This is a genomic window from Microvirga roseola (genome assembly GCF_020866965.1).
Lineage (GTDB): Bacteria > Pseudomonadota > Alphaproteobacteria > Rhizobiales > Beijerinckiaceae > Microvirga > Microvirga roseola.
The window spans coordinates 38700-53056 of the sequence record NZ_JAJATX010000013.1 but is presented as its reverse complement, the minus strand read 5'-3'; the positions used below and the strand labels follow the sequence as shown (position 1 = coordinate 53056).

Below are 14357 nucleotides of genomic sequence, written 5' to 3'. Positions count from 1 at the left end.
CGCCGACATGGACACTTCGGCCCGTCGCATGCATTCAGCGGATCGGCCGTGTCGGACAACAACAGCTCTCTTCTCAGCCGCCTGACCCAGGCTCCTCCCGTCGCCGATGCCAAGCGCGCCAAGGCGCAGCTGGCGGATTTCGTCGAGCGCGTGGGCGAGGAGCCGGAAGCTGCCGCGCTTGCCCCTCATCTCGACGAGGGCCTCTTCCGCGATCTCCTGCTTGCGCTCGCCGATCACTCTCCCTTCCTCTGGCAGCTCGTCGCCAATGATCCCGCCCGCATGGCGGGGCTCGTCCTCACATCGCCCGAGGAAAGCCACCGCGCCATCGTTGAAAGCCAGTCCAACCTCTTCCGTGAGCTGCGCTCCAGCGCGATGACCCGTGACGATGCGGCTCGCGCCTTCCGCCGCAACCGCAGTGCCCATGCTCTCCTGGTGGCTCTAGCCGATATCGGCGGCATCTGGAGCGTGGAGGAGGTGACGCAGGCCCTGTCCGACTTCGCCGATTCCTCCGTTCGTGGCGGGGTGAACCTCGTTCTGACGGAGACGGCGGATCTCGGTCGGATCATCCTCGCGAATCCCGACGATCCGGGCGAGGGCTCCGGCTTCACGGTGCTGGCCCTGGGCAAGCACGGGGCAGGGGAGCTCAATTACTCGAGCGACATCGACCTCGTGATCTTCTTCGATCCCGAGACCAAGGCGCTGCGGGACAGCCTGGAGGCTGCGACGATCTATACCCGCATTGCGCAGCAGCTCGCCAAGCTCCTGCAGGAGCGCACGGCCGACGGCTACGTGCATCGCGTCGACTACCGCCTGCGTCCCGATCCGGGCTCGACGCCCACCGCCGTGTCGCTCTCCTCGGCCTACGTCTATTACGAGACCGTCGGGCAGAACTGGGAGCGCGCGGCGCTCATCAAGGCGCGGCCCGTGGCGGGCGACATCGCTCTGGGCGAGAGCTTCCTCGCCGATCTTCGCCCGTTCATCTGGCGCAAATATTTCGACTTCGCCTCCATCGCCGACGTTCACGCCATGAAGCGGCAGATCCATGCCGTGCGGGGCCACGACGAGATCGCGGTGGCCGGGCATGACATCAAGCTCGGGCGCGGCGGCATCCGCGAGATCGAGTTCTTCGTTCAGACGCAGCAGCTCGTCTTCGGCGGGCGACGCGCTGCCCTCAGAGGCCGGCGCACGTTGGACATGCTGAAGACTCTCCACGGCGAGGGCTGGATCACCGACAAGGCGCGCGACGAGCTCTCGGAAGCCTACCGGTTCCTGCGCACCATCGAGCATCGGCTGCAGATGGTGGCGGACGAGCAGACGCAACGCCTGCCCGCAGACGAGGAGCAGCTCAAGCGCTTCGCCAGGTTCTGCGGCTATCCCAACCTGAAAGCCTTCTCGAAGGCTCTCACCGATCAGGCGAAGATCGTGCAGGGGCACTATGCGCTCCTCTTCGAGGAGGGGCCGGAACTCGCTTCCGATGTGGGAAGCCTCGTCTTCACCGGCACGGAAGACGATCCCGAGACGCTCGCCACCCTGCAGCGCATCGGTTTCCGCGAGCCCGAGCGGACGGCGGAGACTGTGCGCGGCTGGCATTTCGGCCGCCGTCCCGCAATCCAGAGCGCCCGCGCCCGCGAGGTGCTGACCGAGTTGACGCCGGCCTTGCTCACCGCGCTCGGCAGAACGGCCGATCCCGACGGGGCGCTCGCTGCGCTGGATCGCGCCTTCGGCCGGATGCCGGCGGCCGTCGAGCTCCTCACGATCCTGCAATCCCACGACCGTCTGCGGCTCCTCTTCGCCGATCTCCTCGGCACCGCGCCGCGCCTCGCCGACACGGTGGCGCAATCGCCCCATGTGCTCGACGCCCTCATCGATCCTGCCTTCGGGACGCCGACGACCGACGACGAGACGATCGAAAGCCAGGTGCGGCAATTCATCGGTCCGCCGCGCGATTTCGAGGATTTCCTGGATCGCATCCGCGATGCAGCCCGGCAGATGCGTTTCGTCACCGGCGCGCGGCTCCTCTCCGGCGTCCTCTCGCCAACGCAGGCAGGGGAGGCCTATGCCGCCATCGCGCGCGCCGTCATCCGCGCCTCCTTCGAGGAGGTGCGCCGCGCCTTCGAGGCCGAGCACGGCACGGTGCCGGGCGCCCGCGTCGCGATCCTTGGGCTCGGACGCCTGGGCAGTCGCGAATTGACGGCAGGCTCGGATCTCGACCTCGTGGTCATCTACGACTTCGATGAGGAGAACCGGGAGAGCACCGGTCCGCGCAGCCTCGATGCCGTCGTCTATCATACGCGCCTGACGCAACGTCTCGTCTCGGCGCTCACCGTGCCGACGCGGCGCGGTCTGCTCTACGAAGTCGATCTTCGCCTGCGCCCGCAGGGCGGCAAGGGCCCCGTCGCCTCGCAGTTCAAGGGCTTCGTGAACTATCAGAAAACGGAGGCCGATCTCTGGGAGCACATGGCCCTCACCCGCGCCCGTGTGCTGGCGGGCGACGACGCTTTCGGTGCGGAAGTTTCGCAAGCCGTCAGGAACATCCTTGTCACGGAACGCGACCCAAAGCACGTCTTCAAGGACGTGCGCGCCATGCGCGAGCTGATCGCGCAGGAGAAGGGCGACGACGACCCCTGGGACATGAAGCTCGCCCGCGGCGGTCTCACCGATCTCGACTTCATCGCGCAGGGGCTGGTGCTCGGCCATGCGCACATGCACCCGTCGCTCGCCGGTCTCTCGACCGAGGCCACCTTCGCCGAGGCTCAGTCCGCGGGCCTGCTGTCAGCCGATGACGCAAGGACCCTCACCGAAGCGCACCGTCTCTTCAACGACGTCTTCCAGTGGCAGCGCCTGACCATCGAAGGCAAGTTCGACCCGGAGAAGGTCCCGCCCGTGATCCTCAAACGCCTCGCGACGGTGGCAGGCCTGCCGAGCGCGAAGGTGCTGCAGGAGCATCTGGGGGAGGTGCGGGGAAGGGTAAGGACTGCAGTTGCCGTAGTGCTTGCTTGAGGCAATTCAGCGGAGAAGAAGTCACGTCTCAGGATCTGCATCCTGAGATGGCGGACGGAGACTCGATCTTTGCATGATCAGTACCGTGGCCGGCCTTTCTCATTCGTGGCTGATGCTCGTTCTGACTACGCCGCCTTGTCCGCCAGTGCAATCTCGGCGCTGGTGTTTTCTGCGAGCGGCAGGTGGACCAGCACGATGGTGCCGACGCCTTCCTGGCTCCTGATGCGCAGGTTGCCGCCGTGGAGTTCGGTGAGTGAACGTGCGATGGCGAGGCCAAGCCCCGAACCCTTGTAGCTCTTCGAGAACTCGGTCTCGACCTGCTCGAAGGGCTGGCCGAGCTTCTGCAGGGCATGTGCGGGGATGCCGATGCCGTTGTCCTCGACATAGATGTTGACGGCGTTGCCGGCCTGACGGGTGCGCACGGTGATGCAGCCGCCCTCGCTCGTGAATTTGGTGGCGTTCTGCAGGAGGTTCACGAGGATCTGGTGCAGGGCGCGCTCGTCCGCATGAACCTCGATGTCCTCGGGGCTGACGTCCACGGTGACGGAGAGGTTCTTGGCCTTGGTCTGCTCGCCCACGAGCTTCAGCGCCCGCTGGATCGAGGCGTGGACCTCGACCTGCTGCTTGGTGAGCGTCGTGCGGCCCGCCTCGATGCGCGACATGTCGAGAATGTCGTTGATGACCGAGAGGAGATACTCGCCGCTTGAGCGAATGTCGGTGCAGTATTCCTCGTACTTTTCTGAACCCAGCGCGCCGAAGATGCCGCTCTGCATCACTTCCGCGAAGCCGATGATGGCGTTGAGCGGCGTGCGCAGTTCATGGCTCATATTGGCCAGGAATTCGGATTTCGCGCGGTTGGCGCTCTCGGCCTGGGCCTTCTGGTCGAGATAGCGCTCGGCAAGGTCCGCGAGCTGCTGCGCCTGGGCCTCAAGCTTCTGGCGCGACTGCTTGAGGTCGAGAACGGTCGCGATTAGCTCCTTCTCGGATTCCACCAGGCGATGTTCGTGGCGCTTGAGCGCGGTAATGTCCGTGCCGACGGAGACGTAGCCGCCGTCCTTGGTGCGGCGCTCGTTGATCTGCAGCCAGCGGCCGTCCTGGAGGCGCGCCTCGAAGGTGCGTGCGCCCACATCCTGGCGCTCGTGCCGCAGGAACTGGTGCTGCACTTCCGGCGGGCGGCCGAGCGCCATGACTTCCGAATAGGCCATGCCCTGGAGCTGGGCGTCCGGCGGCAGCTCGTGCAGCTTCTGGAACTTCGAATTGCAGAGCACGAGGCGGTTGCTCGCATCCCACAGCACGAAGGCCTCCGAGATCGCCTCGATGGCGTCGTGCAGGCGGGCGTCGGCCTTGGCGGTCTTCTCCTCAAGGCCGCGCTGCTCGGTAACGTCCACGGCGATGCCGACGAGATGGCTTGCCGCGTCGTCGGGATCGTTCATCAGCTCCGCGCGGGCGCGCAGCCACACCCAATCGCCGCTAGAGGCGCGGATGCGGAACTCGTAATCGACGAGGGAGGTCGATGCGGAGGCGAGCTGTTCGGCGAGAGTGTAGAGATCCTGATCCTCGGGGTGGATCATCGCGTTCACTTCGCCGAAGGACAGGAACTCGTCCTGCCGCTCGTAGCCGAGAAGCTCGTACATGGAATCGGACCAGTAGATGCGTCCGCGTCCGATGTCCCAGTCCCACAGGCCGCAGCGCCCGCGATTGAGGGCGGAGTCGATCCGGTCTCGCACCTTCTCGCAGACCTCGTCCGCGGCGCGGGCGCGGTTCGCCTGCATGACATAGGCGATGCCGATTCCGAGGAGCACCATGATGGTGGCGCCGAGCATGGAGACGTGCCCGATGGTGCGCGCCCACCAGCCGGAGAGAACGCGCGGCAGGGGCTGCACGACGGCGATCTGTCCCGCGGAGGCGGGGAGTGCGCGCACCGTAGCAAGGCCGTCGTTGCCGTCGGGAAGCTTGATCGTCATCACTCCGGCGCGATCCGCGAACAGGGCCAACGGCTGCGCGTCGCCAAGGACATCGCTGAGCGCAGTCGGCGCGGTTTCGGATGGCGGATAGGCGGCCAGAACGGCGCCGGCGGAATCGACGAGAAGAAGCGTGCGGTTCTGCGCTAGGGCGCTGCCAGGCATATCCCTCGCCAGGGCGTTGAGCTGTGCGGCGGCGTGGGCGCGGTCGGCAGGAGCTGCCTCCGGGCCGAGTTTCGCAGCCGACAGGGAGGCGATGATGTCGATGTCGTTGATGGCATCGAGAACCGTGTCCCGGCGGCCTTCACGCACCTGAATCCAGGCGCTCGCTGCCAGCGTCACAAGGAAGAGAAAGAGGAGAGCGGGAACCGCCAGTCTCAGAAGGGGCTCGTATTGCTCGAGCCGACGATAGGTCGGGTTCGCGTCCGATCGCGTCACCCCTAGAATCGTACCCGTGCGCATAGGTGCGCACGCGGTCGCCGCCCCCGCCATGCGATGCTCCTTCGGAACCGTTGTCGTCCTGTTTCGGAGGACGTGCCGCATCTCTCCGAATCACTAACAATAGAATCACGGGCAGGTGATTTGTCTAGCTATGTGAACGTTTAGGTTAACAAAAAATTTCTACCTGGTTTCTCAGCCTTGTGGATCGCTTGAATAACAAGGAAAAATCCACTCCTTCAGGCTGTTACGATGCTTTGTTTTCTTCGAGCGCGCGGCTCACGATGTCACTCACATCCCGCGAGAGATTCGGTTTCTCGGCAACGGAAAGCAGCGCCTTCTTCGCGTGGGAGCGGCGCGTCTCGTTCATCATCCGCCATGTGCTGAACGCCGTGAGGAGCCGCGCCGCAAGCTGCGGATTGATCGCGTCCACTGCGAGCACGATGGATGCCAGGAAGTCGTATCCGGCTCCATCGGCCCGGTTGAACTGAACCTGGTTCAGCATCGCGAAGCTGCCGACGAGCGAGCGGACGCGGTTGGGATTGCCCATGGAGAAGGCGGGATGCTCCATCAGGCGCCGTACCCGGTCGAGGGCGCCGTCCTCCGGGATCGTGGCCTGCAGCGTGAACCACTTGTCGAGAACGAGCGGCTCATGGCGGTAAAGATCTTCGAACCGCGCAATGGCGGTTTCCCGCGCCTCGCCCGACAGCGTCATCAGAACATTCAGGGACGCCAAGCGATCCGTCATGTTGCTGGCGCTGTCGAACTGCTCGCGGGCGAGCCGCTCTCCGAGGTCCCTGTTGGCGGCAGCCAGAAGATCGAGAGAGGCGTTGCGCAGGGCGCGGCGGCCGGCGCTGGCCGCATCGGGGCTGTAGCTCCCGGTTTCTGCAAGCGAGCGATGGAAGTGCTGCAGCAGATCCGAGCAGACCTCACCGATGCGACGGCGCAGCTCCTTGCGGGCGCGATGGATCGCATCGGGGTCGACGTTCGCCCCGATCTCCTGTGCCACGTCCGCTTCGCTGGGAAGAGACAGCACGAGGGCTGCGAAGGCGGGATCCTGCAGGGCGCTCTGCTCCATGAAGGCGTGCAGGGCGGATGAGAGGGCGTCGATCTCCTCCTCCGAGGGTGCCGCACCCGTCGAGGCGCCGACCAGCAGGCGCATGGCGACCGTCTGGGCGGCCTGCCAGCGATTGAACGCATCGCTGTCGTATTGGAGAAGAGCGAGCAGATCCCCGTTCGACAGGTCGAGGGACGCCTTCACGGGCGCCGAGAAGCCACGGAGGAGGGACGGAACGGGGGGCGATGCGACTCCGGTAAAGATCAGGCTGTCGGAAGCCTTGTCGAGAATGAAGACGCCTCGGGCATCGATGCGCTCGCAGGTGGCCTCGATGGTGCTGCCGTCCCGGGCCACGAGGCCAAGCGCAATCGGGATCACCATCGGCTCCTTCGTGGCCTGTCCGGGCGTGGGCTGCGTGCTCTGGGTGAAGTCGAGGCGATAGATCCGGGCCGACTGGTCATAGTGCCCCTTCACCGTCACCCGTGGCGTGCCCGCCTGTTCGTACCAGCGGGAGAAATGGGAGAGATCCCGTCCCGTGACATCGGCGAAGGCCTTGAGGAAATCCTCCACCGTCGCGGCCGTGCCGTCGCAGCGCTCGAAATAGAGATCCATTCCGCGCCGGAAATCCTCGGCGCCGATGATCGTCTTCAGCATGCGCACGATCTCGGCGCCCTTCTCATAGACGGTCGCCGTATAAAAATTGTTGATCTCGCGGTATTGGCTCGGCCGTACCGGATGGGCGAGGGGGCCTGAATCCTCCAGGAACTGGCGGGCCCGGAGGGTCTTCACCTCGGCGATGCGGTCCACGGGGCGCGAACGCTCGTCGGACGAGAACTCCTGGTCGCGGAAGACCGTCAGGCCCTCCTTCAGGCAGAGCTGGAACCAGTCGCGGCAGGTGACCCGGTTCCCGGACCAGTTGTGGAAATATTCGTGGGCGATGATCGCCTCGATATGGGCGTAATCCATATCGGTGGCCGTCTCGGGCGATGCCAGCACGTATTTGTCGTTGAAGATGTTGAGCCCTTTGTTCTCCATCGCGCCCATGTTGAAGTCGGACACGGCGACGATGTTGAACACGTCGAGGTCGTACTCGCGGCCGAACACTTGCTCGTCCCAGCGCATGGAGCGCTCCAGGGCATCGAGGGCGTAGTCCGCGCGGTTCTCCTTTCCGGGCTCCACATAGACCGCAATCTCCACGTTGCGCCCGCTCATGGTGGTGAAGCTCTTGCCCACACGGCCCAGCTTTCCGCCCACAAGGGCGAAGAGATAGGAAGGCTTGGGGTGCGGGTCGTGCCAGACGGCGTAATGCCGATTCGTCCCCTCGACCGATCCGCTCTCGACCCGGTTGCCGTTGCCGAGGAGAACGGGGGCCTCGTCGAGATCGGCTTCGATGCGGGTGGTGTAGACCGCCAGCACATCCGGCCGGTCGAGGAAGTAGGTGATGCGCCTGAATCCCTCGGCCTCGCACTGGGTGCAGTAATTCCCGCCGGAGCGGTAGACACCCATGAGCTTGGTATTGGCTGTCGGGTTGATCTCGGTCTCGACGGTCAGCGTGAAGGGGTGCTGAGGCGGTTGGGCGATGACCAGGGACTGGGGGGAGGCCTCGAACTCCTCCGCGGGAAGGCTGCGTCCATCCAGTGTCACGCTCTTCAGGTTCAGCTCGTCGCCGTCCAGGCTCAGCGGGGCGTCGGAGCGCCCTTCGGGATTCGGCCTGAGGCTCAGCGTCGCCGTCACCCGCGTCGCGGTCGCATCAAGCCTCACATCGAGCTCGACCTTGTCGATCAGGAAGTCGCTGGGCCGGTAATCCTCAAGACGGACGATCTGGGCTGTATCTGTACGCATCTGCGGCTTTCTTGAAACTAAGTTTCCGCGTGGACTGAGATTCTGGCAGTAGTGAGCGAGTCTGTCTGAAGCAGCGGCCTTTGAAAGTCACTTCCTCTTGAGCGTTTCCAAGGGTTTTTCCGCTTGGCAAATCGGTTGCTCTTGATCTCTGGGCCAAATGCGCCATCACCTACCCCGACCAAAGGAGAGGCGTTCAAAGGAGAGGCGTTCATGGAATACCTTCACACGATGGTTCGAGTCTCGAATCTCGAACAATCCCTCGACTTCCTCTGTAACAAGTTCGGGCTCGTCGAGGTCCGTCGGATCGAGAACGAAAAGGGGCGCTTTACGCTCGTGTTTCTTGCTGCGCCCGATGATGTCGAGAAGGCGAAGGACACGAAGGCGCCGCTGCTTGAGCTCACCTACAATTGGGACGAGCACGAATATGCCGGCGGCCGGAATTTCGGCCATCTCGCCTATCGGGTCGATGACATCTACGAGACCTGCCAGAAGCTGATGGATGCGGGCATCACCATCAACCGCCCGCCTCGGGACGGCTACATGGCCTTTATCAAGACGCCCGACAACATCTCCATCGAGCTGCTCCAGCGCGGCGAGCCCAAGGCCCCGCAGGAGCCCTGGGCCTCCATGCCCAATACGGGCAACTGGTAAGCTGCGAGCGCCAGGAGCCTGCCCGATCGAGCTGGTCCCCGGCGAAAAAACCTTGCTCCGCCCTTCGACCCGGCCCACCATAACGGCGCCGGGTCAACCGGCGGAGGACGAACGTGGTACGAGACAGAATTCGGTTCTGGCGGCAGGGGCAGGCCGTCGAGGTTTCAGGCTTCCATCCGCGCACCACGCTTCTGGACTACTTGAGGCTCCAGGAGCGCCGGGTCGGCACGAAGGAGGGCTGCGCGGAGGGCGATTGCGGTGCCTGCACCGTGGCCCTCGGGCGCGTGAGGGGCGGGCGTGTCCATTATGAGCCCGTCAATGCCTGCATCCTGCTTCTCGGTCAGGTCGATGGCGCGGAGCTCGTGACGGTCGAGGATCTTGCGGCCTCCGGCGAACTACACCCAGTCCAGGCAGCGATGGTCGCCCATCATGGCTCTCAATGCGGGTTCTGCACGCCCGGCATCGTGATGAGCCTGTTCACCCTCTACCAGCATGGCGAGAGGCCCGTGAGCCGCGAGCACGTCAACGATGCGCTGGCCGGCAATCTCTGCCGCTGCACGGGCTACCGGCCCATCGTGGATGCGGCTCTCGACGCCTGCGGACAAGAGCCTGGCGACCCATTCTCGAAAGCCAATGAGCAGACGGCGCGGGAGCTGGCGAGCCTCGCCGACGGCCGTGACGTTTTCATCGGCGATGAGGCGAGCTTCTTCGCCGCTCCCGCCAGCGAGGATTCGCTTGCTGCTCTTTATGCCGCGCATCCCGACGCGACGCTCGTCGCCGGATGCACCGATGTGGGCCTCTGGATCACCAAGGGCATGGCCGAGCTGGAAAAGATCATCTGGCTTGGGCGCGTCGCCGGGCTCGATGTCATCGACGACAGCGCGGAGGCGATTGTCATCGGCGCGACGGCGACCCATGCAGAGGCCTCTTCCTCGCTCGCCCATCTCGATCCCGATCTCGGCGAGCTTGTGCGCCGCTTCGGATCGGCCCAGGTCCGCGCTTCGGGCACGGTCGGCGGCAATATCGCCAACGGCTCGCCCATCGGCGATCTGCCCCCGGCGCTGATCGCGCTCGGTGCGGAGCTGGAGCTGCGGCAGGGCGATCGGGTCCGTACGCTTCCCCTCGAGGACTTCTTCCTCGCCTATCGCAGGCAGGACCGGCAGCTCGGTGAATACGTACGCCGCGTGACCGTGCCGAAGCTGAAGGCGGACGAGATTTTCCGCGCCTACAAGGTCTCGAAGCGCTTCGACGAGGACATTTCCGCCGTCATGGGAGCCTTCAGGTTTACCCTCGAGGGCCGCACGATCCGGCAGGTCCGCATCGCCTTCGGCGGGATGGCGGGCATCCCGAAGCGGGCTGCGGAGGCGGAACGGGCGCTCGTGGGCATCTCGCTCGATGAGCCGTCGTCCTGGGGCGAGGCGCTAGCTGCCATGGGGCGCGATTACCAGCCACTTGACGATCACCGGGCCTCGGCCGCCTATCGCAGCACCGTCGCCCGCAACCTCCTGTTCAAGGCCTTGAGCGAAACGGCCTCCGGCCAGACCCGCGCAACCCGCATCGTCGGCCAGCGCGAGGCGCTCGAAGCGGCGGAGTAGGGTCATGAATGCACCGATGAAACCCGGCGACATGGAAACCCTTCGCCACGTCCGAAAGCCGCTGCCGCACGATTCCGCTCCCAAGCATGTGCAGGGCACCGCGCAGTATATCGACGATATCCGCGAGCCCGAGGGCACGCTGCATGTGGCGATCGGCCAGGCGCCGAAGGCGCGGGGAAGGCTGATCTCCCTCGACGTGTCCACCGTGCGCAGCATCCCCGGCGTCGTCGCGGTCCTCACGGCTGCCGATATTCCGGGCAAGAACGACGTCTCGCCCGTTTTCGGGGACGATCCGCTGTTCGTGGAGAACGAGATCGGCTTTCACGGTCAGGCCGTGTTTGCCGTCGTCGCAACCAGCCGCGAGATCGCGCGCCATGCCGTCAAGAAAGCGGTGATGGAAATCGAGGTTGAGACGCCCAGCGTCACGGTCGAGGATGCGCTGGAGCGCGGGGAAACCGTGCTGCCGGACTATGCCTTCGGCCGCGGGGATGCGGAAGCCGCCATCGCCGCGTCGCCCAGACAGCTCAATGGGCAGTTCCGAGTCGGCGGACAGGAGCATTTCTATCTCGAAGGCCAGGTCGCGCTGGCGGTGCCGGGCGAGGATGGCGACATGCACGTCTATTCCTCGACGCAGCACCCCACGGAGGTGCAGCATGTGGTCGCCCGCGTCCTCGATCTTCCCGACGCCTACGTGACCTGCGAGACGCGCCGCATGGGCGGCGGCTTCGGCGGCAAGGAAAGCCAGGCGACGCAATGGGCCGTCACCGCTGCGCTCGCGGCCCGTGTGACCGGACGGCCCTGCAAGCTGCGCCTCGACCGGGACGACGACTTCATCCTCACCGGCAAGCGGCACGATTTCCGCTGCGACTGGAAGGCGGGCTTCGACGATGAGGGCCGCATCCAGGGCTATGCGGTCGACCTTCTCGCACGCTGCGGCTATTCGGCGGATCTCTCCGGCGGCGTGGTGGACCGCGCCATGTTCCATGCGGACAATGCCTATTGGCTGCCTTCGGCGCGCATCGCCTCGAAGCGGCTGAGGACGAACACGGTCTCCAACACGGCGTTTCGTGGCTTCGGCGGGCCGCAGGGACTGCTCGCCATCGAGCATGTGATCGACCAGATCGCCTGGGCGACGGGCCGCGATCCGCTCGACGTGCGCTACGCCAATTTCTACCGGCCAGGCGAGAACCTCACGCCCTACGGGATGGAGGTGGAGGAGACCGATACGCTGCTCGGCCTCGTGCAGACGCTGGAGCGTTCGTCGGATTACCGGGCGCGACGTGAGGAGATCGCGGCCTTCAACGCTTCCTCGCCGATTATGAAGCGCGGCATTGCGCTCACCCCTGTGAAATTCGGCATCAGCTTCACGCTGACCCAGCTCAACCAGGCGGGTGCCCTGGTGCATGTCTATCAGGACGGCTCCGTGCACCTGAACCACGGCGGCACCGAGATGGGGCAGGGGCTCTACATCAAGGTGGCGCAGGTGGTAGCCGAGGAGTTCGGCATCGCCATGGAGCGCGTGCGCATCACGGCGACCACGACCGCGAAGGTGCCCAACACCTCGCCGACGGCGGCGTCCTCGGGTTCCGACCTCAACGGCATGGCGGCCCGCATCGCGGCAGGCGCCATCAAGCGGCGCATGATCGATCATGCGGCTGAGGTCCACGGCGTGCCTGAAGAGCAGATCGAATTCCGCGACGACAGGGTTTTCGTCGGCAACGAGAGCATGCCCTTCGAGGAACTGGTGAGGAAATGCGTCATCGCCCGCATCAACCTCTCGGAGGCGGGTCACTACAAGACGCCGAAGATCACCTGGGATCGCGAGAAGGCCACGGGCCGGCCCTTCTTCTATTTCGCCTATGGGGCGGCTTGTTCCGAGGTTGTCGTCGACACGCTTACAGGCGAGAACAGGCTGCTGCGCGCGGACATCCTGCACGATGTCGGCCAGTCCCTGAACCCAGCCATCGATATCGGCCAGATCGAAGGCGGTTTCGTGCAGGGCATGGGCTGGCTCACCACGGAGGAGCTGGTCTTCAGCAGGGAAGGGCGGCTCCTGACCCACGCGCCTTCCACCTACAAGATTCCCGTCGCCTCCGACGTTCCCGCCGATTTCCGCGTGTCGCTCTATCCCAATGCCAACCGGGAGGAGACGATCTACCGCTCCAAGGCCGTGGGCGAGCCGCCGGTCATGCTGGCGAACAGCGTCTTCTGCGCCATGGCCGATGCGATCCATGCGCTCGACCCCTCGCAGCCCGTGCCGCTGAATGCGCCTGTAACGCCTGAGGCTGTCTTAAGCGCCTGCGAGGCCCTTCGGGGGAGGCCGATGGGGTGAGAGTGTGGCGGCAGCTCGCCGATCTCGTCGCCCGGCATGATGCGGCGGCCCTCATTACCGTGCACGATGTGAAGGGCTCCGCGCCCCGGGAGGTCGGCGCGCGCATGGTCGTGCGTCCGGACGGAGCCTTCCATGGCACGATCGGCGGCGGCCAGCTCGAATTCCGCATCCTCGACATTGCCCGCGAAATGCTGGCGCAAGGGCGAGGGCCCGCCCGCATGGTCGATCAGGCGCTGGGACCGGATCTCGGCCAGTGCTGCGGCGGGCGCGTGAAGATCCTGGTCGAGACTTTCGACAGGCGCGACCTGGACAACCTTGCGCCTCTTGTCGAGGCGGAGGGCGGAGGCGACGTCTTCGAGGTCGAATGCCGCCTGGAGGATGGTCGTGTGGTCCGGGATCTCTCCTCGGCGGTGGGCGATGACGCCTGGACCGGGTGGCGCGAGACCCATGGCGAGGCCCGCACGCCCGTCCTCGTCTTCGGGGCGGGCCATGTAGGGCGGGCCCTTGTCCTGGCGCTTGCGCCCCTGCCGTTCGCCGTCTGCTGGCTCGACGACCGGGAGGACGCCTTTCCCTCCCATATCCCGGCGAACGCCACGGCTGTCCGCATGAAGGACCCGGAGGCAGAGATCGAGCAGGCGCCGCCCAATGCGCTGATCCTGGTCATGACCCACGACCACCCCCTCGACATGGCGATCACGGCGGCGGCGCTCAGGCGTGATTTTCCCTATGTCGGCCTGATCGGCAGCGCCACGAAGCGGGCGCGGTTCGAGAAGCGTTTCCAGGAGCTGGGCTTGGCGGCGGACAAAGTCCGCTCCCTCGTCTGCCCCATCGGGCTGCCCGGCATCGCGGACAAGGACCCGGCGGTGATCGCGGCTTCGGTGACGGCTCAGCTTCTCCAGGTCCGGGAGCACGGTCCCCTGGCGCAAAACCTCTCGCCTCCCGCCGCCTCAAACGATACATAACCTGCATGAGCGACATGAAGACCGACGATCAGCGCTATCTCAAGCGCGCCATCGACCTCTCGCGCGAGCACATGGACGAGGGCGCCGGCGGCCCCTTCGGCGCCGTGATCGTGCGCGACGGCCAGGTCCTGGCCGAGGGCTGGAATCAGGTGACCTCCACCAAAGACCCGACCGCGCACGCGGAGGTCACGGCGATCCGCCGGGCCTGCGAGGCCGTGGGCGACTTCGCGCTCGAAGGCGCCACCCTCTATACGAGCTGCGAGCCGTGCCCCATGTGTCTCGCCTCCGCCTACTGGGCCAGGGTCTCGCGCATCGTCTATGCCAATACCCGCCAGGATGCGGCGGAGATCGGCTTCGACGACAGCCTGATCTACAACGAGATCCCCAAGCCCGCCTCCGAGCGCCTGATCCCCATGGACCATTTGCCGAGCCTGGAGGCCAAGGCCGTCTTCGACGCCTGGGCGGACAAGCCGGACAAGATCCGCTATTAATCCTCCAAGCCGGCTTGGGTTGAGCCGG

At 65.5% G+C, this 14357-nt stretch carries 8 protein-coding genes; 6 read left to right on the top strand and 2 right to left on the bottom strand.

Features of this window, described 5'->3' with window-relative positions; all coding sequences use genetic code 11:
• The first annotated feature begins 48 nt into the window (after positions 1-48).
• Positions 49-3000: a bifunctional [glutamine synthetase] adenylyltransferase/[glutamine synthetase]-adenylyl-L-tyrosine phosphorylase gene (locus LG661_RS10530; RefSeq protein ID WP_230531839.1), complete on the top strand. Its 2952-nt coding sequence runs from the start codon at positions 49-51 to the stop codon at positions 2998-3000.
• Positions 3001-3125: 125 nt separating this feature from the next.
• On the opposite strand, the gene LG661_RS10525 is transcribed toward LG661_RS10530, so the two are convergent.
• Both LG661_RS10525 and pepN read right to left on the bottom strand, forming a co-directional pair.
• Positions 3126-5399 carry a sensor histidine kinase gene (locus LG661_RS10525; protein ID WP_322098857.1) on the bottom strand — a complete coding sequence of 758 codons (2274 nt, stop codon included), beginning with the start codon at positions 5397-5399 and terminating at the stop codon, positions 3126-3128.
• Positions 5400-5646: 247 nt separating this feature from the next.
• Positions 5647-8298: an aminopeptidase N gene (gene pepN / locus LG661_RS10520; RefSeq protein WP_230531837.1), complete on the bottom strand. Its 2652-nt coding sequence runs from the start codon at positions 8296-8298 to the stop codon at positions 5647-5649.
• Positions 8299-8508: 210 nt separating this feature from the next.
• Between pepN and LG661_RS10515 the strand changes: the two genes are divergently transcribed.
• The 5 genes from LG661_RS10515 (at position 8509) to LG661_RS10495 (ending at position 14329) form a co-directional block, all read left to right on the top strand.
• Complete coding sequence (locus LG661_RS10515) at positions 8509-8949, top strand: VOC family protein (RefSeq protein ID WP_230531836.1); 441 nt, start codon at positions 8509-8511, stop codon at positions 8947-8949.
• A 113-nt stretch (positions 8950-9062) separates the two neighbouring features.
• Entirely contained in the window at positions 9063-10544 is a 1482-nt protein-coding gene (gene xdhA, locus LG661_RS10510; protein WP_230531835.1) for a xanthine dehydrogenase small subunit, read from the top strand.
• A 4-nt stretch (positions 10545-10548) separates the two neighbouring features.
• Positions 10549-12876 (top strand): xanthine dehydrogenase molybdopterin binding subunit, encoded by a 2328-nt coding sequence (gene xdhB / locus LG661_RS10505; RefSeq protein WP_230531834.1) that lies wholly within the window; start codon positions 10549-10551, stop codon positions 12874-12876.
• Positions 12873-13838, top strand: coding sequence for a xanthine dehydrogenase accessory protein XdhC (xdhC, locus tag LG661_RS10500; protein WP_230531833.1), 966 nt, complete (start codon positions 12873-12875; stop codon positions 13836-13838). The genes xdhB and xdhC overlap by 4 nt, the downstream gene beginning before the upstream one ends.
• A 5-nt stretch (positions 13839-13843) precedes the next feature.
• A complete protein-coding gene (locus LG661_RS10495; protein WP_322098856.1) occupies positions 13844-14329 on the top strand; it encodes a nucleoside deaminase in 486 nt (161 codons plus the stop codon).
• Positions 14330-14357 lie beyond the last annotated feature (28 nt).

Excerpts from the sequence above, each read along its gene's own strand:
- xdhB (WP_230531834.1), top strand. The coding sequence starts at position 10,549 with ATGAATGCACCGATGAAACCCGGCGACATGGAAACCCTTCGCCACGTC.
- LG661_RS10515 (WP_230531836.1), top strand. The coding sequence starts at position 8,509 with ATGGAATACCTTCACACGATGGTTCGAGTCTCGAATCTCGAACAATCC.
- LG661_RS10495 (WP_322098856.1), top strand. The coding sequence starts at position 13,844 with ATGAGCGACATGAAGACCGACGATCAGCGCTATCTCAAGCGCGCCATC.
- pepN (WP_230531837.1), bottom strand. The coding sequence starts at position 8,298 with ATGCGTACAGATACAGCCCAGATCGTCCGTCTTGAGGATTACCGGCCC.